Source organism: Sporolactobacillus shoreae, from assembly GCF_004684935.1.
Lineage (GTDB): Bacteria > Bacillota > Bacilli > Bacillales > Sporolactobacillaceae > Sporolactobacillus > Sporolactobacillus shoreae.
The window spans coordinates 83,451-109,520 of sequence record NZ_SRJD01000013.1 but is presented as its reverse complement, the minus strand read 5'-3'; the positions used below and the strand labels follow the sequence as shown (position 1 = coordinate 109,520).

Here is a 26,070-nt window from a genome sequence, read left to right as displayed (position 1 = left end):
ATTTTTATCCGGCCACTTTGCTTCGCTTACCGGCCACTTTGGTGCTCCTTCCAGCCACTTTTCCCTGCTTACCGGCCACTTTGGCACTCTTTCCAGCCACTTTACCTGTTTGAATTCAGTTTAGTTTATTTTTGAGCTGCTCCAGTATCTGATTGGTAATAAAATAGGATCTGTGCTTTATTTTTCCATTATGAGGAAGGTGATTGGCGGTTAAAATTTTTCTGACCACTGATTCCGATTCGAGGTTGAGAAATTCTCGGAACTGATGATTGGTTATTGAAGGACCATAAAGGTGCCGATACTCAATCAAGGCGTGAATCGCTGCATTCTTTGACCTGCAGCCGCAACGTAGGCAAACCCACACTGCAAAATGTCTGATCATGCCTAGTGCCTTGCACTGGGGACAGCGCGCACCTTTCATAATCTCGGCAGGTTGCACCCCTGCATAGTTAAGCAGATTAAATTCAAGAGATTCGTGTTCACTTAAGAGCTTGTCGGAAATAGTTCTGCATTCTTCTCCAGAAATGATTTTGCTGGAAAATTGTTGTTGAAGCGATGAAATATGAGAGGGCAAAAAGTCAGGGGTGACGCATTGATCGATGCGGCTTTTATCTTCAAAGTTTAAAATCGATTTTGCTCCAAATACAATGAGAGATCGAACGGGGATGCCGTCAAAACCCTTTGATGCGAGCCAGGACGCCAATTGTTCCTCATGTCGTTCCGCCTGGATGACTGGATCTGGAAACGCCTCCTCTTTATCTTCAAAAGTTCGAATCATCTGATGACCGGTCAAATTAATTTTGCCCATAAGATTTTTGACTTCAAGTATGAGAACAAAGGAGTGCGAAAGAGTAAGAAAGTCGATCTGGAATTAATGCTGACGATCCGGAAGCCGCAGATTATGAAAGATCAGAAAATCATTGGATGGTAAAAAGTTCAAAGGATAACTGAGCATTTTTTCGCCCTTATAACCTGCTAGGTATCTTGCCAATTGGGATTCCATTCTCTGCTTGTTCGGGCTGGAAGGCACCAATCTGTTAAAAAGAAATTCGAACTGTTTGACATGAAATGAAACTTCTATGGTTTAATAAACACGCGTTCACCTCTTTGTTGATTGGAATAAGTGTTCATTTATTTATTATTCTACAAAAAAGGTCATAGTCCTGCATCACTCGACAATAATTCCCCGGGAAATTTATTTAGGTCACCCCATGGAACATGGAAAATGCGCTAAAATGGAAAGAGAATCACTACTGAGGATGGATGAACATGGGTACTGAAATAATGAAAATCGTGATTGCGCCGGATTCTTTTAAAGAATCTCTGAGCGCGCTTGAAGCTGCAAAAGCGATCAAAGAAGGTCTGAAACGAGTCTGGCCGCATGCGAAATATGAACTGGTTCCCATGGCAGACGGCGGTGAAGGAACCGTCCAATCACTGATTGATGCGACTGGCGGAATACGTGTGAATCAAGAAGTTTGCGGTCCATTGGGGAAACCGGTTCCGGGCTTTTTCGGTCTCTTAGGAGATGGAAAAACAGCCGTGATTGAGATGGCCGCAGCCGCTGGACTTGAATATCTGAAGCCGGCGGAACGCGATCCGTTGAAAGCGACGACCTATGGCGTCGGCGAACTGATCCGGGCGGCACTAGATCAGGGGGCTCGCCACATTCTGCTGGGTCTCGGCGGAAGCGCGACCAATGATGGCGGTTGCGGCATGGCGCAGGCACTTGGCGCCCGGCTGTTTGACAAAAAGGGACACTCAATCGTCCGCGGCGGTGCGGCTCTGGCCCAACTAGCAACCATTGATGTCTCAGAACTGGATCCAAGGGTTGCGGAAACAACTTTTGACATCGCGACGGATGTCACCAATCCTCTGACCGGCAATCTTGGAGCCTCAGCTGTCTTTGGTCCCCAAAAGGGGGCTTCCCCCGAAGATGTCCAGCTTCTTGATCTTGCAATGAAACATTATGCCGAGATCGCAGCGCGCGATCTGAAGACATCCATCGACGGCGTTCCGGGCGGTGGGGCCGCGGGCGGTCTCGGCGCCGGAGCACTTTGTTTTCTCGGAGGATCCATTCTTCCAGGAATTGATCTTGTGATCAAGGAAGCAAAGCTTGAGGATAAAATGCAGGACGCGTCACTGGTGATCACTGGGGAGGGAAAAATAGACGGCCAAACGATTTATGGCAAAACACCCATTGGCGTCGCAAAGGCGGCCAAAAAACAAGGGATTCCGGTCATCGCACTGGCCGGCTCACTGGCCGAGGGCTGCGGTGCTGTTTATGATCACGGCATTGACGCGTTTTTTTCAATCGTTCCGGGCGCCGTAACCCTTGATGTGGCGCTTCGGACAGCCCGCGAAAATCTAACCAGGACCAGTGAAAATGTAGCGCGCGTCTGGTCCATCGCCCAAAAATAAGGATAAAAAAACAGGCAGTTCGGATATCCCACTGATCTCCGAAACTGCCTGCTTCTTTTATTCTATTATTTTTTAAGACCCCATTGGCTGATCACATAATTGATCCAGACCGTCTGCCCCGCTTTATTCATCGTGTGTCCGTCGGAACTAACCAGATTTGCACGAGTGTTCCCCTTAGGCCACTTGGAAAGATAATTCAGATTCTGAAACTTTTGATCCGTGACATAGGCTTCCAGGCTGTCAATGCGGCTATTGATATAAGGCGCATCGGACGAATAATTAGGCAAAGAAATGAAGAAAGCCGCTTTCGGGTACTGAAGCCGGATTTTCTCTTCAAAAAGACCCGTGACCGTTTCCGTATCTCCGCTTCCCACTTTTCCATTATCATTGTAAAGCAAAGGCGTAAAAATAACAGCGTCGGGCCTCGCGCTCATGTTTTTAAATAGATCTGTGGTTTTAGCCTGATTGAGATTCAGAGAATTGATCTGCCCCAGATCAATCGCGGTGACCTTGAAAAAGAGATCGCCAAATGTCAGATCAAGCTGATGCTGCAGAAGTAGTGAAAGTGCCTGGACATTCTCACTGCCGACCATGGCGATTTGAACCTGTCCGTTATTTTTACGCGCCGAAGAAGCCGCTTTTTGCAGTGACTTAGGGAGCGCACTGATTTGCTTATTGATCGTCGCACTTGATCCATCCAAGGAAAAGTCGGACGCGACGCCGGAACTGGTGTTAATGCCGCTCTGAAGGTTTGAGGATGAAATCCGTCCTATTTTGTGATTCCAATAGATTTTTCCGCCTAGCACTGTTGCAATGCACAAAATAATTACAGCAATTAACCAAAACTTCTTCACAGACGTCACCCTTCAGGATAATCTTGATTATTATGATTTTAACATAGTATTCTGTAAATAGGTGCTGCTCAGAAATAAATTTTCTTCAAAGAAACGTGCGCAAATAAATTGATCTTACTCGTTCAGGACTTTACTGTCTTCCCTGAGAATAATAATATTGACGCGGCGATTCATCGCCTTATGGGCCGGGGTATCATTTTTGACAATCGGATGATATTCGCCATACCCGACAAAGTGAAACCTTTGGGGAGCAAGATGATCGTTTTTAATTAGAAAATTCATCACGTTCTGAGCGCGCATGCCTGAGAGTTCCCAGTTTGAGCGGATTGTTCCATTCCCATTGCGGTAAGGCGTGTTGTCCGTATGTCCTTCGACACTGACATCATTCGGCACCTCATTCAGCATGCCTCCAATTTTCTTCAGTATCGGATCGGCGTTGGGTTTCAGGTCCGCCTTCCCCAAATCAAACAGGATTTTCTCGCGAAAAGTCAGTTGAACCCCTCTTGGCGTCTCGACCAAAGAAACTTCCGGACTGAGATGATTCGCTTTTATGTATTTGTCAAGCCGGACATACAGTGTATCAAGATTTTTCGCGTCATTTTTTTTCTGCTTGTTTGTCAGATTGCTTTGTTTCACCAACGGGACATCGGGCACTGCCTGTCCTTTGTCTACAGTCGGGTAACCTAGTCCCTGTAGGATCGAGTTTCCCTGAAAAGAAGACTTGAGTGAAGAAACCAGCGCATTGAAGCGCTGATTTTCTATGGAGCTCATGGAAAACATGACAATAAAAAAAACAAGGAGCAGAGTAATCAGGTCAGAATAGGTGATCAACCATCTGCCCGAGTCGTCATGATCCTCAACCTTTTTCAGATGGCGCTTCTTTCGAAGATTATTCATGACTGCCAACCTCTTGATAGTCCCCTGCGAATTCAGAGCCATTCTGGTTTTCCGATCCGTTCAGAGTGTTCTCGGCTTGTACGCGCTCTTCCGGGCTTAAAAAAGCAAAAAGCTTCTGGCGCAGAATCATCGTGTTCTCACCGTATTGAACAGAAAGAATACCTTCTGCCTTAATCTGCCTGATCAGCACATCCTGCTGCAGATTGGCTTTGATTTTGTTAAAGATCGGCAGGTAGACAACGTTTGCTCCGGCCACACCATAGAGAGTGGCAATGAAAGCGACGGCAATTGACGGCCCCAAAGAATTCGGGCTGCTCAGGTTGCCCAATACATGAACAAGTCCCATGACTGTGCCGATAATGCCCATGGTTGGTGAAAAACCTCCGGCCGCCTCAAACATCTTGCCAATCGAAAGGATTTTCTGTTCATAAAGCTCAATATCCCGGTTCAGTATATCATCGATCACATCGGAGTCTACACCATCGACAACCATCTGAATTCCGGTAGACATAAATTTGTCCTGACTGAAATCATTCTGCCGGCCTTCCAGCGCGAGCAAGCCTTCACGTCTTGAAACATTGGCCAGATCAACAAGTTGCCGGATCGTTTCTGCGGGATTCTCTTTCGGCTTTACAAACGCATATCTTAAAATAAAAGGCAATTTTTTCAATGTGTGTCCCGGAAAGCTGACGACCACGGCTCCCGCTGTACCACCCAGCACAATTAACAGTGCGGTGACCTGAAATAACGCGCCGAGTGTCCCGCCCTCCAGCGTAAAACCGATCACCAGTGATAAAACACCGAGAAGCAAGCCGATAACTGTTGCAACGTCCATGTAAGTCAACCCTTTCAGCTCTAGTACTCTACTTTAATATTATCGGCTCTCTGAAAAAGATGTTGAATAAAGCCAATAGAATAGAGCCGGTAGGCCCACTGCCGATCATAGTGAAAATAGTTCCTTATACCTATATACTATCATTTTTCGTGCCGCTCCCTCTTGATTTATCCGTTACTAAACGACTTTCAACAAAATTGCCATAAAATCGACAGCGACGACAAAATTTTTTACTTCCGTTTTCTTACCGTAGTTGGTAAAATGAGGATTGTGATCTTTGTCGATTTTTGACGCAGCACCCCGTTTTCCAAGGTCCGGTTATCCATTCGCTGGATTCATTTCACGGCAGATTGGTTAGCAGGTCTTGCCCTTTTCTATTTTCAGCCGAAAATATCGTATCCGGCGCTATGCCGGATCCAACAAGCTGGGAGTGAGCGACACTTATGGCGAAAGTCGTGAATACAGACAAACTGGCAGACGGAAACATTCTCGCGAGAGATGTATATATCAATTCAAGCGTGCTTTACCAGTCCGGAACATACATCACTCCTGCGCTCATCGCCGATCTCCTGGACAGGGGTGTCAGTGAAGTCACAGTAAAAAACGATTCCGCCGCCTCCTACCGGGACTCACATAATCGGCAGATTACCCCGCACCAGCTGAGAGCTCTGACCGAACGATTTCAGAACGATATGAAATCCATTGCCAATGAGCTGCGCTGCGGCCGTATTCTTCATTCCGAGACATCCTATCAGTGGCTTCGTTCCGTGTACATACAATTATTTGCTAATCCCTCTGTTCTCCTTCTTATGGACAGCCTGAAACAGTGGGATCCCGTCTGCTATACTCATTCCATTGACGTCTTTGTATTCTGCAGTCTGTATAGCAGAAAATACGGCCAGACTTTCCCGGACGGATTCATACTCGGATCCCTTCTCCACGATATTGGAAAATTATATACACCAAGATCCATTCTTTTAAAAAGCGGGAAGCTGACCGAACGGGAATATGTCCGAATCACAAAACATACCACCGACGGTTTTGCTCTTCTGAAAAAACTTGATTTTCCCGAAGAAGCCTGCAAAATTGTCCGCTCGCACCACGAACGGATGGACGGATCGGGATATCCGGATAAACGCGTTCTTAAAAGGGGCGAAACGGAACTCAAATTTATGATGATCGCTGATGTATACTCGGCACTGACTCTGAAAAGATCCTATAGGGAACCGATGCTTGCGATCAAAGCCCTTCAGATTATCCTTGCCTCGTGTGTCCGTCCCCAGCAGTTTGATCTTCAGACCTGCTTCGGGTTTATTAACTTTGTACATATTTTTCCGCCGGCGACTCATGTTCTGCTGACAAACGGAGAACAGGGGATCATCGTTCCCAACCCCAAGGGGTCGGATATTCTTCCAAAAGTCCGACTTCAGAATTCGGGCTCCGTCATCCAGATGCCCAGTGACTTATCGGTCACAGTCAAAAAAGTGACCGGATGGGATAACAGCCAGATTGAGATACAGAAGAAGCAGATATGGAGCGATTTTATCAGCTACCTAGTTGACGGAAATCCCATCAAATCCATGGAATGCTTAGATACTCTCTCGGACAGCAAAAGAGTCGAAGATATTTTTACGGATCTTTTTGAAAAGGCGCTTGTGGAAATTGAGACCGGTCTCTCAGCCGGGTGCTATCTGAAATCTGATTTTCTGATTGCCGTACAGTCTCTGATGAGACTGCTCAGTTGGAAAGTACTTAAGATTGCCCGGGATCTTCAGACAGTGATGGGTAAAGTGATCGTGGTAAATCTGGATCCCGCTCATGATCCAATCAGGCTGCGGATGGTCAACGACCTCTTTAAAATCAACGGATGGAAAACATATTACCTCGGTGAACCGACATCCTATGAAATCATCTCTGAACTGATCAGCAGAAAAAAAGCGCAGTACCTGGCTCTTCCAATGATGAACGATAGCCAGAGTTTCCAGCTCCGTAAGCTGATACAGCATGTCCGATCCGACTTCCCCGAAATGATTGTTTTTGTCCACGGAAAGGAAGCGGGGCTCGTCTCTGACTGTTCATCACACTCTGTTCTTACAAGCGCGAACCTTACCGAGTTTATCGGCAATCTGCGCTATTGCTTTCCGATCGACTCGACGGCTGATACAGGGGTTTGACGATTGCTGCAATAGCAAAAAGCGGAAATTTCCCGACTACTGGGAGATTTCCGCTTTTATTATCCAATGATCTAAGTTATTCACTCACCGAATTCCTGTCAATTGCCAAGCTGCTGCTCCATCATATCGTGAACCCGCTGTTTTTCAGCATTGCCGACAACAAGATAGTAAATCTTGTTGATCATGGTTCCCTGCCCTTTAACTTCATAATTAATCGTGTTTTTCTTAGCATTTCGATAGTTCAGAGCAATATTTTTCATGTCATCGTAGGTCAGGTTCGTTTTTACATTGCTGCCGAGCGCCGCGAGAATCTGAGAGAAATGGGAGATCGATGACACATTGGACATTTTGTTCACGATGGCCGCAATGACATCACGCTGCCTCTGGTTTCGTCCGAAGTCCCCCTGTGGATCGAGGTGGCGCATCCGGACATATCCCATGGCTTTGGCACCGGTGTCCAAGGTTATCGTCCCGCGCGCATAATGATAGCCCTTCTTATAATAACCCTCATCGTACCAGTCCAGCTTGTTATTGACGGTCACGCCTCCGACCGCGTCGACCAACGCACTCATGCCCTGCATATTAATTTTGATATAAAAATCAAACGGGACGCCGCCGAGAAAATTTTTCACGGTATCCTCAGCCATTTTCACTCCGCCGTATGCGTAAGCCGCATTAATCTTGTCCACGGTCCCTCTTCCGACGATCTCTGTCCGCGTGTCACGCGGTATGGAGATCATTTGCATGGTGTTGGTCTTCGGATTGAGTGTGGCAGCAATAATGGTATCCGAACGCCCCCGGTCGTTTTGACGCTCGTCGACGCCAAGGAGCAGCAGGCTGATTGGCTTCTTCTGCGCAAGAGCCTGAGTATTCCCCTTCCCGCCGGTGGTTTCATACATCTGTCCGGCGGCAGACTGAACCGAGTGCAGCAGATACCACGCATAGCCTGCTCCTGCGGCGAACAGAACCACGATGATACTGCCTATAGTCAGCAAAATTTTCTTTTTCATCGTCTCTTCCCTTTCTCCATAAAAATGGGTGTTCAGGCAAGCTTTATGTATACAAAAACAGGTTCGGCAGACACTGTCCGTCGAACCTGTTCTTCTTGTTTATTAATCAGCCGACAACTTCAATGTTATCTTTGCCGCCGAATTTTTCATACCAAGGTGTTGCATTTTCAGCAAGGATGGCATTCAGTTCGTCAACGTTCTTCTTGCCCTGAGTCTGAAGCCATTCAATAGCGCCCTTTTCTCCGCCCTTGCCATAAGCTTCAACGCCGTCGCGCCATGTCGCACGGCCACAAAGAACGCCGTTGTACTTGGAGCCAGCGTCGTGAGCAAATACTAGAGTCTTCTGGAAGAGTTCGGTTGAAACGCCGGCGCTCAGCCAGATGTAAGGAACAGTCGTAGCTTCGTCAACTTCCTTGAAGTACTTCTTCGCTTCTTCAGCTGTGTAAACAGGTTCGTTGTCGCCAACGCCTTCAACACGGCTCATGTCAACAGGAACTTCCAGCTTCAGCACGTCGATGCCGTAGCGAGGCTGTGTGAAGATCTTGACCGAATCAAGAACCTTCTGAGGTTTAACTTTTGCATAATCAGCCTTATCAGTGATCTTTTCATCGTAAGTAACGATTTCAAAGAACAGCGGAATATCTTCAGCTTTACATTCGGATCCGATACGTTCAACAAATGCTTTTTTAACATCGTTGATTTCATCTGGTTCATCCGGGTCGAAGTAAACGAGCAATTTAACGGCGGTTCCGCCATTTTCCTTAATCCGTTTAACGGACCAGTTAGGAAGAAGGTCAGGGATACGGCCAGGTTCCGTAGCGTCATAACCGGTCTTTTCATAAGAAGTCAGCAGGCCGCAAGTTGCAGCGCGTTTCTTGCCGGCAGGAATGCCATATTCAGGATCAAGTAGAATCGCGCTTGCATATTTTGTAAGTTCTTCAGATACCAGAGATTTAAAATCGATCAGTTCCTGATCCGTTGCGTCCTTGCCCTGTGCAGCGCCGATCATTCTCTTCAAAGAACCACGCTGGTCAATGGCGAGCGCAGCGATGATACCTTCGCTGTTGGAAAGCTTTTCGAGATACTCAAACTTGCCTTTTTGCAGTTTAACCATTATTTATTCCTCCACAGCTAAAATTTTGGGTGCGGCAACGCACCGCGTATACAACCGGCAAACATCCGGCAAAAATAGAAGCAATCATTTCCGTTCGGGATGCCTGCCGCTTTTCTCTCACAAACTCCATTTTACGTCATTTTCCGTCGCAAAGTCAATTTGCCAATTCCAATAAATGTGTGAACAAAATTATTGATTGGGATTAAGCTGACCGATCCCCCTTTGATGAGTGGTCGACCGGCGGCATGATTCTGCTGATGGTTACAAAATTTGTCCTACGGTTCACATTTCATTCATACGGTTTAATTTTCACACGGATCCGTGCATATGGAGGTTCTATTGTTGATCCTTTTATTATATTCTTCTGGTAACATGATTTCTTCAAATTTATGGCGGTATCGAGCGCGAACAACAAGCCTCCAGGCACAGTGTGGACCCTAGTTCAACTTGAAATAAAAAAAAGATCCCTTTTCAGGATCGCAGTTTTTATTAATCTTATATTTTTTATTGAAATCAAAAGTCCCAAAGAGGATCAACCGGCAAATGTCTGATACAGAAGGAAGACATTCAAGCAGATCACGACTGCGGCGACACCCCAGGCAGTGGCTGTCGTCAGCCGATGATTGACGAGCGCCCCCATGATTCTCTTCTTGCTTGTAAAAATAACCAGTGGGATGATGGCCAGGGCGATCCCAAATGAGAGAATAACCTGGCTCATCACCAGCGCTTTCGTGGCGTTGATCCCGGAAATGATGATGATCAGCGGTGGCAGCATCGTACAGATCCGTCTCAGAAAGACCGGAATACTTCTGTGGATGAAACCCTGCATCATGATATCTCCGGCCAGCGTGCCGACTGATGAACTCGACAGTCCCGCTGAAAGAAGGCCGATTCCGAACAGAAGCGCGGCGCCGGGCATGATATAAGTTCCAAAGCCGTGAAAAGCGACTGTCAGATCAGAAATCACTTCTTTCCCGAAAAAAGTGGAACCTGCGACCGCCAGCATGATCATGTTAATGATACCGGCAATGATCATAGCGATCAGGATATCAACTTGCTCAAAACGGAAAATCTTTTTCCTTTCTTCCGGCGTCTGGCCAATGACTCTTCTGCACGTCAGTCCTGAGTGCATGTAAATGGCGTGGGGCATTACTGTCGCCCCCAAAATGCCGGCAGCAAGCAAAATACTGTCCGTTCCCTGAAACTTGGGCACAAAGCCGTTCATGAGCGGCTTAAAAGCGGGCATGGCGAATAAAATTTCAGTACTGAACGCAATGACAACGATGAAAACCATCGACGCGATGACCATTTCAAGCGGCCGGAATCCCCGGACCTGGAAGGCAAGGATCACCATCGCGCAGATGGCGGTCAGTATCGCCGCCGGAATCATCGGCAGTCCGAAAACGAGATGAAAACCGAGCGCGGCGCCGATAAATTCAGCAAGATCAGTCGCCATGACCATGACCTCACCCTGCAGCCAGTAAAAAATTGTCACGCTTTTCGGCCATTCCTGACGCACAATTTCCGGTAAATTGTGCGATGTGGCAATTCCTATTTTTGCGGAAAGCATTTGGATCAATATAGCCATTAAGTTCGAAATAACAACCACCCAGAGCAACATATAGCCGAACTGTGATCCGGCCTGTATATTTGTCGCATAGTTGCCCGGGTCGATATACGCGACAGCGGCGATAAAAGCAGGTCCGATGAACGGTACAAGCTGCCGCCATCCCTTGGCCTTCCCGATCGCGCTTTTAAAAGACTGGGAATGCACGCTCTCTACTTCATTTAACTGCGTCACACTCCCGGCAAGAGCGTCTCCCTCAACCAGCTGCATCTGCATTCGATCCTCCTGCCGACCAGGCATCCAACCATCCCCTATTCGCTTTATGAATATTTGTTTCCTGTGCGCAACTTCTTCACTACAATTAAGATACGACATTTACCCATAAAATGCAACCGGAAGAAAACAATTTTCATATGAATTTTACAATAAATCGTTTTCACAAAAACCCTAATCATTTGTCTTGAAAAAGCTGTTTATTTTTTCGGCATTCTGACAAAAAAAAGATAGATGAAAAGAAAGGTGCATAAGAGACCAAACAGAGGATAAAGAATACGGATCAGCGAGCCATAGCTTGCCTGAGCGATGGCGAAGGAACCGAAGATCAACAGAAGGATGGACTTACCAGAGGTTAGAAATTCCGGAAAAGCACTGTGCATCTGACGCGCGGTGCCGAAGATGTTTCCCACGAAGGTCGTCAGAATCTCACCAAAAATAATAGCGATGAACACAAGGTGCATCACTGGCCCAAGCGGCCGGACCAGTTCAGCCATCGGCATCTCGAAAAGCATCACCGAAGGATGGCCCAAAATCATCAGATGGGCGAGCAGGAGCAGGATGGCGAGCCCCGCCCCGCCAACCAGGCCGCCGACTTTCAGGGCGCCCTCGTCCGGAGTATCCCGCGCGAGCGGAACGAGGACAACAAGGGCTGTCGTCATATTGAATGCGGCATAACCTATAGCCGAAGGAATCCAACTGAAGGACCAGGGAACAAGCGTGGAAACAGGTACGGATTTATGGGCCCAAAAAAGGATCAGTGTGAATGCGATCAAAAAGGGTACAACCAAAGCGTTGACCCAGAGCAGGCCGCGGGTGCCTCTGACCAGGAAGAAAAAACCGATCAGACCTGAGAGGAGCATTCCGGTCAACCTGTGCCACCCCAGCTGCTCTTGAAAAACAGCTCCGGCTCCGGCAAGCATGACCCCGGTGGTGCCGAACATCATAAAAAAAATCAGCGCCTGAATCATGGCGGCAAAGCGCTGGCCAAAAAGCGCGGAGATCAGTTCATTAAAAGAGTATGCATCAATCCGCCGGGCAAAAACCATCATTTTCGTCCCGATCCAGGCCATCAGAAAACCGCTAAGCACTGCGCCAGCCGTGCCCCAAGCCTGGTATTGCGTAAAAAACTGGATGATCTCGCGTCCGGAAGCGAATCCGGCGCCAACGACTGTGCCGATGAAAGCCGCCGCAATCTGCAGACTGTCCATCATTTTTTTCATTATTCACCGTCCCTCCGCTCCCGTTTCTCCTGTGCCGCTTGTTCCATCTTATGCCGTGCCTGTCCCTCCCATGCCGGGCTGTGCCAGCCTTTACAAGAACGCGATTTTCGTTTAAACTGTTTTTATCGAAAAAAGGAGAGGGGACATGTTTTATGGCCATCATCAATCGGAAGACCTCAGACAATCTCATTGACGGCAGCCATCTGTCCCCTTCTATTAGATCGTTCTTCAACTGATTTGAATTGTTTGGGACAGATGGCCATTCACAGGGCTTATTTCTCAACAACGACAGAAAACAGGACCGTGTGAGACGGTCTTTTTTTATTGCCGAAAATCAAATCAACTGGAGGAAGACCATTGAATTTAACCGATTATGGATGGAATCAGACATTAGCCAAACAGGCAGAAAATGCATTTGAGGGCGACAAGGCTGTCGGCCGCGTCGTTTCTGAATATAAGGGGCAATACAAGATTGTCACGGAGCACGGTTTTTTTCTTGCGGAAGTCTCCGGTAAAATGCGCCACTTGGCCCTCGGACGTGAGGATTATCCCGCGGTTGGCGACTGGGTTTCAGTAGATGAACGGCCGGCAGACGGGAAAGCAACCATCCACAAAATACTACCACGCTTCAGTAAATTTTCCAGGAACATGGCTGGGCTGACAACGGAAGAGCAAATTGTCGCGACCGATATCAACACCGTATTTCTGGTCATGGCGATGAACCACGATTTCAACGTGCGCCGGCTGGAACGCTACCTGACCATGGCGTGGGACAGCGGCGCGAATCCGGTCATTGTCCTGAGCAAGTCCGACCTTTGCGACCATGTAGATGAAAAAGTAGCGGAGGTCGAGGAAGTCGCGTTCGGTGTTCCGATCCACGTAGTCAGCGCCGTTCATGACACCGGCAGAGAGCAGCTCGAAGCTTATCTCGGCAAAGGAAAAACCGCCGTGTTTCTCGGATCTTCCGGTGCCGGCAAATCGACGCTCACCAACTGGCTCTACGGCCGGGAACTGCAGACGGTCAACAACGTCCGCGAAGATGATGACCGCGGCCGCCACACAACGACTAACCGTGAACTGATCGTCCTGCCGACGGGCGGCGTAGTGATCGACACCCCGGGGATGCGCGAACTGCAGCTATGGACCGCTTCGGACCAGTCTGTCGGCCAGAGCTTCGCAGATATCGAAACCCTTGCCGCGGACTGCCGCTTCCGCGACTGCACGCACAGCGGCGAACCCGGATGCGCTGTTCAGGCAGCGCTTGCAGACGGGCGGCTCGAACAGGCGCGCTTTGACAGCTACGTCAAGCTGCAGCGTGAGCTGGCTTTCCTGAAACGCAAAACCGACAAACTGGCCATGCTGAAGGAAAAAGAGCGCTGGAAGAAGATTCACATGAGCATGTGGAAGAAACATTGACGTGTATGGAAGACATTTTAGAATCAAGATCGAGCTGAAACTTGCGAATCATCAATCACATTGGTTTCCGGCCGGTAAATTGACAATTGCGGCTGGTAAAGTCATCAATCTGGCTGGTAAAATCCCGGAACTGGCTGGTAAATCCTGAAATTCGGCTGGTAAACTTTTAAATCAGGAGAATTCTGTGCGAAATTCACCGCACCCACTCTGACTTCTCCATGATTTTTTTACACTGAAATGCCATGTCGTTAATTGATTTTTTATCAAAAGGCTAATTGTTGTTTTTGCCCCTCCGCTGTTTGGAGCGGAAGGTGCAAGACTCCTTCGGGATCAGTGAGCCAAGTGGGACCCCGCAGGAGGATCACGGATCGCCCGTGGAAAGCGAGCGCATGGAACGAAAAACAACAGCAAGTTTGGCAAAGCCTATCAAAAAGAGGGACTTTTCACCGAAAAGTGAAAAGTCCCTTTTACATTAATAAACCCAGCTTGCGCCAATGATAATCAGAAGGATGAAGAGAACAACCACCAATGCGAATCCCGAGGTATTTCCATATCCTGCCGGAGCACCCATGACCGCAATCACCTCCACATAGTTTTCTTTATCATCCTATGCGGCCGCCCGGATACTGTCCGCCCGGATTTTCCGGGCATTACTCCAGGACAGGTGTGTTAAAATAAATGCTGGATTCAAAAATTTGTGGAACATCCAGACAGGGGGATTCTTGTATGCAGAATTTTGAACAATTGCTTGAAAATTATGCCGATATTACGGTGAAAGTGGGCTTGAATGTGCAGAAGGGGCAGGACGTCCTGATCTTCGCGCCTGTCGAGTCACCCACATTCGTTCGTAAAACGGTTAAAAAAGCCTATGAAGCCGGCGCCAAAAACGTGTACGTCGAATGGTCAGATGAAGATGTGACACGCATCCGCTTCGATCTGGCACCTGATGAAGCATTTCAGAGCTATCCGGCGTGGAAAACCCGGGGTTATGAGGACCTGACCAACGAAAATGCCGCCTTCCTATACATCTATTCACCGAATCCGGATTTGCTGAAAGGCATCGATCCCGAACGGATCGCGGCTTCTCAGAAAAACACGGCGAAGGCCAACAAAAAATTCTCTGATGCCAAGATCGGAGCCAAAGTAAGCTGGACGATCGTTTCCGTCCCCACCGCAGCTTGGTCGGCAAAGATTTTCCCGGATCTTGGTGAGGAGGAACGGATTGACGCCCTTTGGAAACAAATTTTCACCATAACCCGTACAGACAGGGACAATCCTGAACTTGCCTGGAAAGAACATCTTCAGACGCTGACGGACAAGGTCACGTATTTTAATGAAAAACGTTTTAAAAAGCTGCATTACCGGGCACCCGGAACAGATCTGACCATCGAGCTTCCTGCTGAACATTTATGGATCAGCGGCGAAATGACCAATGATCAGGGTGTTCCTTTCCGTCCGAACATACCGACCGAAGAAATCTTCACCATGCCGTTGAAAACCGGTGTCAATGGCACCGTCGCCAGCACAAAGCCGCTGAATTACGGAGGCAATCTGATTGATCATTTTTCAGTGACTTTCAAAGACGGCCGAATCACAGACTTCAGCGCCGAGCAGGGCTATGAAACTTTGAAGCAGATCGTCGAAACGGATGACGGTTCTCACTATCTCGGCGAAGTTTCCCTTGTGCCGCATCACTCGCCAATTTCGGAGACCAACCTTATTTTTTACAATACATTGTTTGATGAAAACGCGTCGTGCCATCTGGCAATCGGCGCCTCGTACCCCTTCAATTATCGCGGCGGCCGTGAGATGACCGAGGACGAGCTCTCCGCCAAGGGTGCCAACACCAGTCTGACCCATGTTGATTTCATGGTCGGCTCCGGTGAACTGGACATCGATGGCGAAACTTCCGATGGCAGGCTGGAACCGATTTTCCGCAAAGGCAATTGGGTGGATTAAAAAAAATTCTAAAGAAAAAAGCCTTGGGTGATCGCCCAAGGCTTTTTTCTTCTAGGCTATGTTAAAGTTCAATGTTGCTCTTGCCCCTTTGTTGATTGAGCGAAAAACAACAGACAAAATTAGCAGAGCCCTCTTCTAAAAAGTTATTGCTTAAATTTTGTAACGTTTGATAGCGTCCCTCATCAGCTGTGCCTGCTGATCCAGATCGCCCGCAAGTTTGTTCAGCTCTTCCATGGCTGCCGTCTGCTCTTCGACGGACGCGCTCACTTCTTCCGTGCTCGCCGCCGTTTCTTCGCTGGTCGAAGCGATCATCTGGGTTCCCTGGCTGATTTGCTCGATATGTTCCTGAGTCTTGCGGATTGCATCGGCAATCACACGGATTCCGCCGACATTCGCTTCAATCGTTGTTTCGATCTGTTTGAATGCCTGACCAGTCTCCTCGACTGCCTCACCTTGCGCCTTGACTGTGCTGCTTGTCTGCTCGCAGAGTTCAACGGCATGCGCGGTTTCCCGAGTCATGGCGCTGATCGTCGATGTGACTTCCTTGAGGGAGTGGTCCGTCTGCTGGGCCAGTTTCCTGATTTCACTTGCAACGACCGCGAAACCTCTTCCCTGTTCTCCGGCATGTGCGGCTTCAATGCTGGCGTTCAGCGACAGCAGGTTGGTGCGCCGCGCGATGCTGTCCAGAACATCGATAATCTGAGTAATATTCTTCGCGTGTTTTTCAAGCGAGGTGACGGCGGAGATAATCTGCCCTGTCGTTTCGGCGGAAGCTTTGGACTGTGTGGAGAGATGACTCATCTTTTTCTCCCCGCCCCTTGACGTTTCATTCATCTGATTGGCGCCTTCCAATACTTCCTTGCTCTTGACGTCCATCTTCTTGATTTCCTCGACAAGGGACTGAAGCGACGTCTGTCCTTCATCCAGAGCAGCCGACTGGTTGGACGCGCCGGCAGCAATCTCGTTTACAGTCGCGCTGATTTCATTCGTTGACGCCACGTTCTCTTCGGCACTAGCGACCAGTGTCTGGGATGCCCCCGCAATCTGTTGCGTGACATCCGTCATTTTTCTGAACGCTTCCCGGTTCGCCCTGGCCATCTCATTGATGCTTCTTGTCAGTTCCGAAAGTTCATCATTGCCCGCGAGAGGTACCGACACCGTCAGATCGCCCTGCTCGATCTGCTTCGCTGCGTGCTGAATCGTTCTCAGACGGACAACCACTTTTTTCAGCAGATAATTTGTGACAAAAATGGCAATCAGTAGGATGAGCAGAACGGTGATGACAGAAGGCAGCGCAATTAGGTTCCCTTGGTTAGAGATTTCGCTCTTGTCAATAATACCGAGAAGAATCCAACCGGTCGTTTTATTCCGTTCAAAGCAAATTAATTTACTCTGACCGTTCATGTCGGCATAAAAGCTTCCGCTGTTCCCCATGGTCTTCAGCTTCTGGTAGAACGGCTGTTTCACAACGCTTGTACCGATCAGCTGATTTTTTGGCGCAGCGATATACGTGCCGGACGGATCCAGAACGACGCCATAGCCTGATTTGCCGAATCGCGAGCTGTTCACCTGATTGATGATGGACTGGATATAGAGATCGAGCTTCACGACGCCCTTAACCTGTCCGCCGGAAATCTCTGATTGTGCCACACTGACCACATATTCTTTCATCACGTTATCCATATAAGGGTTGGTCCACACCGGACGGCCATTGCCGCTCACACCCGTCTTGTACCACGAACTCGTCGTCGGGTCATATCCTTGCGGAAAGAAATAAAGCGGTGCGCGTACAGCTGTTTTATCCGCCGCCCCATACGTCAGTGCCAGATATTTTTTATTTGCATCAAGCACATTCTGAAAAGCCTGGTTGATCTGATCCTGATTTTTTGACGGATTGTTTAATACTTTGCTGCCCGTAAACTGGCGCACAACCGACTCAGCATCTTGAAAATAGGTTTCAAAATTCTGGTCGGTCAACTTGATCTGCGCCATTGTCGACTGCACCAGCTGATTCTGCGTCATTTTTGCGCCGTAAAAGTAGCTGAACAGCCCGCCGATGAGCCCGATAACCACAATGGATGTTATAAAAGGAATCAGCAGCTGTTTTCTGATGCTGACGTTCATCAGAAGCCGGCCCGGCAAAAATTTTCCCAAAGGAGATTTTCGCAGAGCCTCAGCGAGCCGCGTCAAAGGACGGGTGACGGATGTCCACGTTTTTCCCCATTTGAATCCCTTGCTTTTTTTTGAGACGTCCTTTACAGGCGCCTCTTCACCGGCCTGTTTGTTCTTTTGCTGCTTTTCCTGCTTCATAGACAAATACCCTCACCTTTTATAGATTATGTATTTAAGAAAAAATCTGAAGTCCGCAATCTCAGACCAGTTTATAACCCTCAAGCTGCCTTCGCAGGTCGGAAGCGTCGCCTTCAAGCTCGTTTGCAAGATGCGACAGCTGCTCCATCCCGGCAGTCTGTTCTTCAATTGAAGCCGTGACTTCTTCAGTCCCGGCCGCCGTCTGTTCACTGATTTCCATCATACCGTTCACATTCGCTTTAATCTGCCTGTTCTGATCAACCATTTCCCGGATCGATGCGGTAATGTCCTCGATCCTTCGGCCGTTTTCAGCAACCGCCTGAGCAATAAGACCAGCATTTTTTTCAAAATCAGCCACAACAATGAATTGTTCTTCCAGCACTTTACTCGTATTTCCGGCAAACGCCACCGTGCTCGCCGTATCTTTCTGAATGCCGGTGATCAGCCCGGAAACTTCGTTCAGCGCCCGGTCCGTCTGGTCAGACAACTTACGGATTTCATCAGCGACAACCGCAAAGCCCTTTCCCTGTTCACCGGCCCGCGCTGCCTCAATAGCCGCGTTCAGTGCGAGCAGATTCGTTTGACCGGCAATGTCTGAAATGGTCTCGATAATCTGCCCGATATTCTTTGACCGGCCGTCAAGCGATGAAATGGCATCAATAATATCGGCGGTCGCGCTGATCGTCCGCTCCGAGTGGTTTCGGAGCTGGACCACCGAGTGCTGATTGCCTTCCGACGCCTTCGACAGCGCTTCAGCCCCTTCTTTCATCAGATCCGTGTGTGCCGCAATATCGCTCATATGCTGATCAAAAACATCGGCCGCGTCTCTGTTTTTACCCATCAGTCCGGCCTGGTCGGAGGCGCCGGCAGCGATTTCCGACATGGTCGAACCAATCTCATTCGAGGACGCTGTATGCTCTTCCACACTGGAAACCAACGTCTGTGCGGCATCGCCGACTTTTTCCGAGACGCCTTTGATATGTTCCAGCATCTCCCGGTTCATGCGGATCATCGTATCCGTCCCCTCGGCCAGAACAGCCAACTCGTCATGGCCCCGTACCTCGCAGCGGACGCTCAGGTCACCCTTTTCCGCTTTTTCCACGGCAAGCTTGATGATGTGTATTCTTTTGTTATAGGAATTAAAAACCAGAATCAAACCAATACTCGTTCCGACCAATGTCACAAGGAGCAGGGTAACCGCCGGAAGAACCAGGCCTTTACTCCCGCACTCATAAAATAAAAAAGCCAGTGCGATAATCACAACCAGATAGGCGGCAAGAAGCACGCTCTGAAGTGAAAAAAACCGGGTCTTTTTACCGGCAGCTCCTGCCCTTTTTTCTATAGATGCCATTCTGAATCCACCCTTCAAAATCTGCTCGGAAAATCCGTCCATTCGAGTCTGCCTGCGCAGACCTGTTCATTCCTCTTTATCGGCCGGTCCGGTCTTTTTATTAATAATGAAATAACAAAATGCAGTATTCTGAAAAAGGCTGATGATCGTAAAAAAGCCGCAGACTTGCTGCGGCGCGTCACCAGGCATTCTGAGAAACCGTCATTATCTCTGTTCTCCAGCCTCGCTCATTATTCTCGCATGTCGCGGATGATCACTCCCCGTATAGAGCAAACGCACGTAGACATCCAGTAAAAACACGAGGATCATCGCGGCAATCATTCCTGAAAGGTCGAAAGTAAGGGCGTCAATCAGGTGGCCTGTTCGGCCCGGGATAAAGGTCTGATGCCATTCATCAAACATCGAGTAGCAAAGGGCGACGGCTGGTCCGCACAAATAGCAGAGAATCCGGGGAGTCACAGTCGTCATAAACAGATTAATCAGCATGAAAGTCAGCAGCGCGTATTCAAAGACATGGCTCGCTTTACGAACCACAAACTCAAAAAAGGCGTACGGATCATCCGAAGTCACAAGCTGCCCGCCGTAATCAAAATGAATATGCGGAAATGTTTCAGAGGTCCACTGGAAATGGGCTTTTAAGAACGGCTGGATGTCCTGCTGTGAATAAGGCATGGCGGAGCCCCTGTAAATCAATACGATCATCAGAACAATCAGCACCAACCAGAACCAGAATGCTTTTCGGTTTTTCAGCATCTCTGTCATCCACCCTTCTAAGCGAAATTTCTTCCAGCCAACTTTACAATCTCTTAATATTATTTTTTTATTATAGCGCATATTGGTAAGCATTTCGCAGATTTTTTACGCACGTTCTTCCTTTCAGAAAGTGCAGAGGCAGACATTTTGACATTTGCGGCACCGCTTGCTAGCTTTAAAGAAAAGGGGGAGAAAAGAATGACACTTAGAGCGGATGATCAGGGATTCACGCTGACCCATGAACATGGAACAATGAAGATAAATAAAGCCGGTGATTTCAGGCCCGGCGACCTGCTTGAAACTTCAATCGGCGCCTGCAGCGGTCTGGTTTTCAAGCGTCTGCTCGCCAACCGGAAAATAAATTACAGCGATATGATTATCGAAACGGATCAAGTGCGTGCGAAAGAAGATCCCGAACCGATCAAAAAAGTCGGCGTGCATGTCACACTGAAGGGCGCTGATCTGGATGAAAAACTGATCCGCAGATTGTTCACACACGTTTACACGAACTGTACCATAGCCCAGTCGGTCAAAGGTGCGATCGAAGTGGAGGAAACGCTGGAGATCGTTCAGATTTAAAAAAATGCGGCCCGATTCTTCTGGCCTTGAATCGGACACTTCTGGCCTTGAATCGGACACTTCTGGCCTTGAATCGGACACTTCTGGCCTTGAATCGGACACTTGAGCCCCGATTAAAAATCGGGGCTCAAGTTTTTTAATAGAATAGGCCATCCTGCACATAATAAATCCTGCACAACACTATAAGGGATGATCCAATGAACAAAGAGCAGGAATTTACCCATCAGTTCAAATCTCGAGAAAATACCGGCGAGCATCGTAACGGACGGCTGGCGCAGCAAAAGAACAACCAGTCAGGCAATCAGAATGTTCCGAATGAGTATGTTTCCAACAAAGAAGAACACTGATTCAGATCCGCGCAGCCCTTTCATAATAGGCTTCGCGGATTTTTTCCGGTACCATGCCGCCGCCCGTCGCCCAGAAAAGGTGCGTGGCGGTTGGCATTTTTTCCGTCAACCGGCAGACTTCCAAATAGCTGCGGCCTTCCGCCGTACCCAGAATCATCTGTGGCCCGATCAGTCCGGCGGCCGCTGACGGTTCGACCCACACGTTTTCCGTATCCTTAAGCCCCCTGAGAAATTGAAAGAGCCGGTCATCGTCTACTGTGATACAACCGGAAATCAGATGGCCGGCCGCTCTCCCGACAAATGCGGACGGCTTCGGAACAGCCAGCCCATCCGCTGCCGTCCGGTTGTCGAGACCAAAATCCTGCACTGAAACCTGATCATTCAGTCCTGTCAGCAATCCGAGCAAAAAACTCGGCGAGTGGGTCGGCTCCACGAAAAACGCGTGGACATTTTCACCGAACGCCAGCTTCAGCCCAAACGTAACGCCTCCTGGCCCGCCACCGACGCCGCATGGAAGATAAACAAACAGCGGATGATCAGCATCGACCTCAATACCTTGCTCCTGAAACTGTTCTTTCAGCCTGCTTCCGGCTGTTGCATAGCCCACAAACAGATCCTTCGAATTCTCGTCATCGATAAAATGGCAGCGGGGATCCTGTTCGGCCAGCTTTCTCCCTTCAGTCACCGCCACGCTGTAGTCCGCGTCATATTCGCAAACCTCCGCCCCTTTCTCACGGAGCAGATCTTTTTTCCATTGCTGCGCATCACGCGACATGTGCACCGTCGTGCGGAAGCCGAGTTTCGCTCCGACAATGCCGATGCTCAGGCCGAGATTGCCCGTCGAACCAACTGCAATGGAATAGCGCGAAAAAAACTTTTTGAACGATGCATTCGCCAACTCAGAATAATCATCGGATAGCTTCAGGAGCCCCTGACGGACAGCCAGATCTTCGGCGGTTTTCAGCACTTCATAGAGACCGCCCCGCGCTTTAATCGATCCGGAAATCGGCAATTCACTGTCCGCCTTCATCATTAAACGCCCGAAAATGTCTACCCCTGACGCCCGGTGCAGAAACTGTTTCATTGTTGATGTTTCACGCAAAGGAGATTCGATGATGCCTTCTGACGGGCGTGATTCTGGAAATGCAGCCTCAATGTACGGAGCGAAACGGTGCAGCCTTTCTTCCGCATCGGCGACGTCACTTCCGGAGACCAGATTTGGAACCGCTTGGCCGTAGCCCGGATTAAGCCACAGGACCTCCCTCATCCCCACAATCTCCTTCAGAATCGGAAACGTTGCGACCCATTCTTCAACCGTTTTCCCGCCCAAGCGTTTTTTCATCGAAATAATCTCCTCATCAAACATAGATTAAATCAGATCAGGAAGACGCCAATCAGTCCTCGCCGCCTTTCTGAATGATTTTATAATTACGGTAAGCAATTCTTAACGACTGGAGTACTGTTTCGTGTCTTCTGTTACTACGATAGATATTCAAAAAATTTCCCTTCATGTTCAGCTGATGGCCGTACTCTTTCGTCTCTTTTAAAAACATAACATAAATCCTTCCTTTTTTAATTATTGCACGTTTTTCAGGCAGAAAAAAATCATGCGGTAAACACAGCATGACCTGACACCTGCGCATCTATACAGATTCCTTGATGAAACGTTGGTCAGTCAATGACCGATTATATCAGAATCATGTGCTGGCAGCCAACGGATTGATTCAACTCCAAAATTGGGATCCGCTTAAATCCGTTCCGCTCTAAAATAAAGCTATAATAGAAACAAGCGCCTTTTACTAAACAGTAGAGGGCTCCGGATCTTCAAGTTGCTCCTAATCGTATTAAGGTCGCTCCTAATTTGTAAAAAGTTGCTCTTAATCCGGTATAAGTCGCTCCTAATCTTTCAAATTGTACTGAATCAAATCAGATGCCAATAATTGTCAGCTGAAAAACATACTGTCCATTTAGGGAGAGGTTCCTGATGAAAGTTTTCTTTCTGATTCTTTTGGTTTTGTTCCTTCTCTGGCTAATGACCCGCCGTTCAAGGAGCCACAAGGGCCATCCGATTCTTCTGTTTGCGATTTTGACTTTTCTTTTCAGCAGACGCAGGCATTAAGCAGCAGCTGATCCCTCATTTGAAGAAGTGCCCTTGATTTTTACGCCCATTGGTGTAATATATTTTTTAACTCGACTGATAAATGAAAAAGCGATGAGAAGAAGAGTAGGAAACAGCAACATTTAAAGAGAGTCGCGGCAGGTGAAAAGCGATAATGAAGCGGTATTCCGAAGATGGCCTTTAAGCAGCGTCATTGAGTCCTCAGGGATAAGATGATGATGGGTGTGCCCATTAACGCACAAAAGTATTTCCTGTTTTTCACTCGGAAAATACTTATTGAGGGGAATTCCGCGAGGGGTTCTCAAACCAAGGTGGTAACACGGATACAAGCGTTCGTCCTTTGCTTTCAGAAATGAAGGCGGGGAACGGACGCTTTTTTGTTTGATTCATTCAAAAAGTGGAGGGAAAGACATGACATTAGTTGCTGCAAAACATGCACCGTTCAGATTTGATCAGGTGGGAAGTTTGTTAAGGCCGACCGCCTTGAAGGAAGCGCGCGAAAAGTTCGCGGAAGGGGAAATTGACCGTGCCGCGCTCTCTCGGGTGGAAGACGAAGAAATCAGGAAGATTGTCGCCAAACAGGTTGAAACCGGGCTGAAAGCCGTAACGGACGGCGAATTTCGGCGCAGCTGGTGGCACCTGGATTTTCTAGCGGGATTGAATGGTGTTGAAACTTATTCACAGAACGCGAGCTATAAATTCCATGGAGCAAAAACGCGCGATACCAATGTCCGTTTTGTGGACAAGGTGTCCTATAATCCGGATCATCCTTTTTTCGCAGCCTTTAAGTTTCTGAATAGCATCGTTCCCGAAGGCGTATTAGCCAAACAGACGATTCCAAGCCCATCCCTTTATTTCCGAGACAACCGCAGCGATAATGCGCCTAAATTTTACGAGACGCGAGAAGCTTTTCTCACCGATTTGTCCAAGGCTTATCGCGAAACCATCCAACATTTCTATGACTTAGGCTGTCGCTATCTGCAGCTCGATGACACAACCTGGGCGTTCCTGATCGATCAGATCATCAACGCAAAAAACGCGGATGAAAAAGCTAAGTATGAGCAAATCGCTGCGGACAGCGTCACCGCCATTAACGGTGCTCTGGAAAATAAACCGGAGGACCTGACTGTGACGATGCACATCTGTCGCGGCAACTTCAAATCCACCTTCCTCTTTTCTGGAGGATACGGCCCTGTTGCAAGTTATCTGTCGAAGCTCAACATTGACGGCTATTTTCTGGAATACGACAATGAGCGCTCCGGTGATTTTTCACCACTCGGCGAAATCTATAAGGACGGTTCGTCAAAAAAAGTCGTGCTCGGCCTCATCACCTCAAAATTTCCGGAACTTGAAGCCGAAGATCTGCTTCAAAAGCGGATTAAAGAAGCGACAGAATACGTGCCGCTTGAAAACCTGTGCCTGTCAACCCAATGTGGCTTTGCCTCCACCGAAGAGGGCAACAAACTGACCGAGGATCAACAATGGGCGAAGCTCAAACTTGTCGTCGATACAGCAAAAAAAGTCTGGACGGATGCCGAGGACTGACCGAGAACCCAATCGCCGATTAATAAAAATTTTCTTGTAAGGCATTGTTAAAACGGTCTGCTGCTCTCTTTCGCTTCAGGCACTCGCGTTCCGCACGAATCAATAAAGTAAAAAACGGCATTCAGTAATCACATAGCCTTTCGAAAAGAAAAAACGGACCCCCGTGCCCGGAGCACAATGGGGGTCCGTTTTTTCTTTTATCATCAGCGGCCGCTGATCTGGATTAATTTTTGTTTCAGATCCTGCTCCATATTTCCTAGTTCGACCTCAGCCTGTTGGCGCTTGGCTTTGCCGTCCGCCTGGATTTTCAACGTTTCTTCCAAAGTGGAAATCAGATCGGAATTGACCTTTTTCAACGTCTCGATCTCGATAATGCCCCGCTCCGACTCGCGTGCAATGCCGGTGGTGTTTTGTTTGAGCATTTCCGAGTTCTTTTTCAGCAAGTCATTCGTCGTATCCGTAACTTCTCGCTGCATTTCCAGCGCTCTATTCTGCCGGAACAATCCGATCGCAATCACAATCTGATTTTTCCATAGCGGAATCGTATTGAGGATTGATGTCTGAATTTTGTCCACCAGAACCTGATCGCCGCTTTGGATCAGGCGGATCTGAGGACCGGTCTGGATGGCGCTCACGCGGCTAAGTTTCAGATCATAAATTTTTTTATCAAATCGATTGGCCAGTTGGGCAAGATCATTAACTTTCTGAGATTCAAGTGGGTCACCTGACGTTTCCGCAGCAGCTTTGGCCTGAGGGATCAACACGGTGTTGACTTCTTCCAGCTTTTGTTCTCCGGCAAGAATGGTAAGGTCCAGATAACGGATCGCTTCCAAATTTTTCTTATACAGTGTGTCGAACATGCCGATGTCCTTCAGCATATCCATTCGGCTTCTGTCCAGCCCGTCAACGATTTTGTCGATCTGTACATCCATTTTTTCATAGCGGGCGATAAATTTATTGACTGAGCGCTTCAGGCCGCCAAAAAGACGGCTGACGAAACCATTGTTTCCGTCGTTTAGAGAGCTGATATCCAGGTCTTTGACCTTTACCATCAGTTCGGACATCATATTTCCTACTCCCCCGGTATCTTTTGAGCGGACCGTTGAAAGAATGTTATCGGCAAAAGATGCCAACGCGCTTTGTGCACCGACACCAAATTGGGAAAGCTGCTGCGAATCAGTCAGATCAATTTCTTTAGCCATCGCCTGTACTTTTGCCTGTTCTTCAGGTGACAGTTTACTGAAGTCAGGGCCGCTTTTTGGGGCCACCGGATCGTTGCGTTTCTGAAGTTCTGAAAGTGAAGTATTCTCCAAATTTTCCATT

23 protein-coding genes and 1 other annotated feature are annotated in these 26,070 nt (G+C 48.3%); of the genes, 8 read left to right on the top strand and 15 right to left on the bottom strand.

Going from position 1 to position 26,070, the window contains the following annotated elements:
- Positions 1 to 115: 115 nt before the first annotated feature.
- Positions 116 to 808: an NERD domain-containing protein gene (locus tag E4665_RS11915; protein ID WP_241654839.1), complete on the bottom strand. Its 693-nt coding sequence runs from the start codon at positions 806 to 808 to the stop codon at positions 116 to 118.
- Positions 809 to 1,284: 476 nt separating this feature from the next.
- Here E4665_RS11915 and E4665_RS11910 point away from each other — a divergent pair, with 476 nt between their 5' ends.
- Positions 1,285 to 2,421, top strand: a complete 1,137-nt coding sequence (locus E4665_RS11910) for a glycerate kinase (protein WP_135349026.1) — start codon at positions 1,285 to 1,287, stop codon at positions 2,419 to 2,421.
- 65 nt (positions 2,422 to 2,486) lie between these two features.
- On the opposite strand, the gene E4665_RS11905 is transcribed toward E4665_RS11910, so the two are convergent.
- The 3 genes from E4665_RS11905 to E4665_RS11895 form a co-directional block, all read right to left on the bottom strand.
- Positions 2,487 to 3,275 carry a hypothetical protein gene (locus tag E4665_RS11905; protein ID WP_135349010.1) on the bottom strand — a complete coding sequence of 263 codons (789 nt, stop codon included), beginning with the start codon at positions 3,273 to 3,275 and terminating at the stop codon, positions 2,487 to 2,489.
- A 114-nt stretch (positions 3,276 to 3,389) separates the two neighbouring features.
- On the bottom strand, positions 3,390 to 4,172 hold the full coding sequence (locus E4665_RS11900; RefSeq protein WP_135349009.1) for a flagellar motor protein MotB: 783 nt from the start codon (positions 4,170 to 4,172) through the stop codon (positions 3,390 to 3,392).
- On the bottom strand, positions 4,165 to 5,007 hold the full coding sequence (locus tag E4665_RS11895; RefSeq protein WP_135349008.1) for a flagellar motor protein: 843 nt from the start codon (positions 5,005 to 5,007) through the stop codon (positions 4,165 to 4,167). Before E4665_RS11895 ends, E4665_RS11900 begins: the two co-directional genes overlap by 8 nt.
- A 443-nt stretch (positions 5,008 to 5,450) precedes the next feature.
- Between E4665_RS11895 and E4665_RS11890 the strand changes: the two genes are divergently transcribed.
- Positions 5,451 to 7,181 (top strand): HD domain-containing phosphohydrolase, encoded by a 1,731-nt coding sequence (locus tag E4665_RS11890; protein ID WP_135349007.1) that lies wholly within the window; start codon positions 5,451 to 5,453, stop codon positions 7,179 to 7,181.
- A gap of 98 nt (positions 7,182 to 7,279) precedes the next feature.
- Here E4665_RS11890 and E4665_RS11885 read toward each other — a convergent pair whose 3' ends face one another.
- The 4 genes from E4665_RS11885 to E4665_RS11870 all read right to left on the bottom strand — a co-directional run bounded on the left by E4665_RS11885 (position 7,280) and on the right by E4665_RS11870 (position 12,368).
- Positions 7,280 to 8,191, bottom strand: coding sequence for an LCP family glycopolymer transferase (locus E4665_RS11885; RefSeq protein ID WP_135349006.1), 912 nt, complete (start codon positions 8,189 to 8,191; stop codon positions 7,280 to 7,282).
- Positions 8,192 to 8,297: 106 nt separating this feature from the next.
- The gene (gene lacD / locus E4665_RS11880; RefSeq protein ID WP_135349005.1) at positions 8,298 to 9,305 is read right to left on the bottom strand and encodes a tagatose-bisphosphate aldolase; all 1,008 of its coding nucleotides are present in this window, start codon (positions 9,303 to 9,305) and stop codon (positions 8,298 to 8,300) included.
- 532 nt (positions 9,306 to 9,837) lie between these two features.
- The gene (locus E4665_RS11875; RefSeq protein ID WP_422067259.1) at positions 9,838 to 11,142 is read right to left on the bottom strand and encodes an Nramp family divalent metal transporter; all 1,305 of its coding nucleotides are present in this window, start codon (positions 11,140 to 11,142) and stop codon (positions 9,838 to 9,840) included.
- Positions 11,143 to 11,345: 203 nt separating this feature from the next.
- The gene (locus tag E4665_RS11870; protein WP_241654837.1) at positions 11,346 to 12,368 is read right to left on the bottom strand and encodes a YkvI family membrane protein; all 1,023 of its coding nucleotides are present in this window, start codon (positions 12,366 to 12,368) and stop codon (positions 11,346 to 11,348) included.
- Between the two features lie 357 nt (positions 12,369 to 12,725).
- Here E4665_RS11870 and rsgA point away from each other — a divergent pair, with 357 nt between their 5' ends.
- Positions 12,726 to 13,784, top strand: coding sequence for a ribosome small subunit-dependent GTPase A (rsgA, locus tag E4665_RS11865; RefSeq protein ID WP_241654835.1), 1,059 nt, complete (start codon positions 12,726 to 12,728; stop codon positions 13,782 to 13,784).
- A 1-nt stretch (position 13,785) separates the two neighbouring features.
- Positions 13,786 to 13,932 carry a hypothetical protein gene (locus tag E4665_RS18170; protein ID WP_167815195.1) on the top strand — a complete coding sequence of 49 codons (147 nt, stop codon included), beginning with the start codon at positions 13,786 to 13,788 and terminating at the stop codon, positions 13,930 to 13,932.
- 324 nt (positions 13,933 to 14,256) lie between these two features.
- On the opposite strand, the gene E4665_RS11860 is transcribed toward E4665_RS18170, so the two are convergent.
- The gene (locus tag E4665_RS11860; RefSeq protein ID WP_135349003.1) at positions 14,257 to 14,355 is read right to left on the bottom strand and encodes a YjcZ family sporulation protein; all 99 of its coding nucleotides are present in this window, start codon (positions 14,353 to 14,355) and stop codon (positions 14,257 to 14,259) included.
- Positions 14,356 to 14,510: 155 nt separating this feature from the next.
- Between E4665_RS11860 and E4665_RS11855 the strand changes: the two genes are divergently transcribed.
- Positions 14,511 to 15,743 carry an aminopeptidase gene (locus E4665_RS11855; RefSeq protein ID WP_135349002.1) on the top strand — a complete coding sequence of 411 codons (1,233 nt, stop codon included), beginning with the start codon at positions 14,511 to 14,513 and terminating at the stop codon, positions 15,741 to 15,743.
- 150 nt (positions 15,744 to 15,893) lie between these two features.
- On the opposite strand, the gene E4665_RS11850 is transcribed toward E4665_RS11855, so the two are convergent.
- From E4665_RS11850 to E4665_RS11840, 3 genes are all read right to left on the bottom strand, one after another.
- Positions 15,894 to 18,053 (bottom strand): methyl-accepting chemotaxis protein, encoded by a 2,160-nt coding sequence (locus tag E4665_RS11850; RefSeq protein ID WP_241654834.1) that lies wholly within the window; start codon positions 18,051 to 18,053, stop codon positions 15,894 to 15,896.
- A gap of 61 nt (positions 18,054 to 18,114) precedes the next feature.
- Positions 18,115 to 19,404, bottom strand: coding sequence for a methyl-accepting chemotaxis protein (locus tag E4665_RS11845; RefSeq protein WP_135349001.1), 1,290 nt, complete (start codon positions 19,402 to 19,404; stop codon positions 18,115 to 18,117).
- A 204-nt stretch (positions 19,405 to 19,608) separates the two neighbouring features.
- Positions 19,609 to 20,157 carry a VanZ family protein gene (locus E4665_RS11840; RefSeq protein WP_135349000.1) on the bottom strand — a complete coding sequence of 183 codons (549 nt, stop codon included), beginning with the start codon at positions 20,155 to 20,157 and terminating at the stop codon, positions 19,609 to 19,611.
- Positions 20,158 to 20,355: 198 nt separating this feature from the next.
- Between E4665_RS11840 and E4665_RS11835 the strand changes: the two genes are divergently transcribed.
- Together E4665_RS11835 and E4665_RS18165 are read left to right on the top strand one after the other, a co-directional pair.
- Positions 20,356 to 20,736: an OsmC family protein gene (locus E4665_RS11835; RefSeq protein WP_135348999.1), complete on the top strand. Its 381-nt coding sequence runs from the start codon at positions 20,356 to 20,358 to the stop codon at positions 20,734 to 20,736.
- A 197-nt stretch (positions 20,737 to 20,933) separates the two neighbouring features.
- Positions 20,934 to 21,083, top strand: a complete 150-nt coding sequence (locus E4665_RS18165; protein WP_167815194.1) for a hypothetical protein — start codon at positions 20,934 to 20,936, stop codon at positions 21,081 to 21,083.
- Position 21,084: 1 nt separating this feature from the next.
- On the opposite strand, the gene E4665_RS11830 is transcribed toward E4665_RS18165, so the two are convergent.
- Together E4665_RS11830 and E4665_RS18160 are read right to left on the bottom strand one after the other, a co-directional pair.
- A complete protein-coding gene (locus E4665_RS11830; protein WP_135348998.1) occupies positions 21,085 to 22,425 on the bottom strand; it encodes a D-serine ammonia-lyase in 1,341 nt (446 codons plus the stop codon).
- 52 nt (positions 22,426 to 22,477) lie between these two features.
- Positions 22,478 to 22,636 (bottom strand): hypothetical protein, encoded by a 159-nt coding sequence (locus tag E4665_RS18160; protein WP_167815193.1) that lies wholly within the window; start codon positions 22,634 to 22,636, stop codon positions 22,478 to 22,480.
- 650 nt (positions 22,637 to 23,286) lie between these two features.
- Positions 23,287 to 23,546, top strand: a binding site (T-box leader).
- A gap of 67 nt (positions 23,547 to 23,613) precedes the next feature.
- Here E4665_RS18160 and E4665_RS11825 point away from each other — a divergent pair.
- On the top strand, positions 23,614 to 24,747 hold the full coding sequence (locus E4665_RS11825) for a vitamin B12 independent methionine synthase (protein WP_135348997.1): 1,134 nt from the start codon (positions 23,614 to 23,616) through the stop codon (positions 24,745 to 24,747).
- A 203-nt stretch (positions 24,748 to 24,950) separates the two neighbouring features.
- Here E4665_RS11825 and E4665_RS11820 read toward each other — a convergent pair whose 3' ends face one another.
- A complete protein-coding gene (locus tag E4665_RS11820; protein ID WP_135348996.1) occupies positions 24,951 to 26,069 on the bottom strand; it encodes a toxic anion resistance protein in 1,119 nt (372 codons plus the stop codon).
- Position 26,070 lies beyond the last annotated feature (1 nt).

Bases quoted from the DNA above. Each gene is read 5' to 3' on its own strand.
- E4665_RS11915 (WP_241654839.1), bottom strand. From the start codon at position 808: ATGGGCAAAATTAATTTGACCGGTCATCAGATGATTCGAACTTTTGAA.
- E4665_RS11910 (WP_135349026.1), top strand. From the start codon at position 1,285: ATGAAAATCGTGATTGCGCCGGATTCTTTTAAAGAATCTCTGAGCGCG.
- E4665_RS11900 (WP_135349009.1), bottom strand. From the start codon at position 4,172: ATGAATAATCTTCGAAAGAAGCGCCATCTGAAAAAGGTTGAGGATCAT.
- E4665_RS11895 (WP_135349008.1), bottom strand. From the start codon at position 5,007: ATGGACGTTGCAACAGTTATCGGCTTGCTTCTCGGTGTTTTATCACTG.
- E4665_RS11890 (WP_135349007.1), top strand. From the start codon at position 5,451: ATGGCGAAAGTCGTGAATACAGACAAACTGGCAGACGGAAACATTCTC.
- E4665_RS11885 (WP_135349006.1), bottom strand. From the start codon at position 8,191: ATGAAAAAGAAAATTTTGCTGACTATAGGCAGTATCATCGTGGTTCTG.
- lacD (WP_135349005.1), bottom strand. From the start codon at position 9,305: ATGGTTAAACTGCAAAAAGGCAAGTTTGAGTATCTCGAAAAGCTTTCC.
- E4665_RS11875 (WP_422067259.1), bottom strand. From the start codon at position 11,142: ATGCAGCTGGTTGAGGGAGACGCTCTTGCCGGGAGTGTGACGCAGTTA.
- E4665_RS11870 (WP_241654837.1), bottom strand. From the start codon at position 12,368: ATGAAAAAAATGATGGACAGTCTGCAGATTGCGGCGGCTTTCATCGGC.
- E4665_RS11860 (WP_135349003.1), bottom strand. From the start codon at position 14,355: ATGGGTGCTCCGGCAGGATATGGAAATACCTCGGGATTCGCATTGGTG.
- E4665_RS11855 (WP_135349002.1), top strand. From the start codon at position 14,511: ATGCAGAATTTTGAACAATTGCTTGAAAATTATGCCGATATTACGGTG.
- E4665_RS11850 (WP_241654834.1), bottom strand. From the start codon at position 18,053: ATGAAGCAGGAAAAGCAGCAAAAGAACAAACAGGCCGGTGAAGAGGCG.
- E4665_RS11845 (WP_135349001.1), bottom strand. From the start codon at position 19,404: ATGGCATCTATAGAAAAAAGGGCAGGAGCTGCCGGTAAAAAGACCCGG.
- E4665_RS11840 (WP_135349000.1), bottom strand. From the start codon at position 20,157: ATGCTGAAAAACCGAAAAGCATTCTGGTTCTGGTTGGTGCTGATTGTT.
- E4665_RS11835 (WP_135348999.1), top strand. From the start codon at position 20,356: ATGACACTTAGAGCGGATGATCAGGGATTCACGCTGACCCATGAACAT.
- E4665_RS18165 (WP_167815194.1), top strand. From the start codon at position 20,934: ATGAACAAAGAGCAGGAATTTACCCATCAGTTCAAATCTCGAGAAAAT.
- E4665_RS11830 (WP_135348998.1), bottom strand. From the start codon at position 22,425: ATGAAAAAACGCTTGGGCGGGAAAACGGTTGAAGAATGGGTCGCAACG.
- E4665_RS18160 (WP_167815193.1), bottom strand. From the start codon at position 22,636: ATGTTTTTAAAAGAGACGAAAGAGTACGGCCATCAGCTGAACATGAAG.
- E4665_RS11825 (WP_135348997.1), top strand. From the start codon at position 23,614: ATGACATTAGTTGCTGCAAAACATGCACCGTTCAGATTTGATCAGGTG.
- E4665_RS11820 (WP_135348996.1), bottom strand. From the start codon at position 26,069: ATGGAAAATTTGGAGAATACTTCACTTTCAGAACTTCAGAAACGCAAC.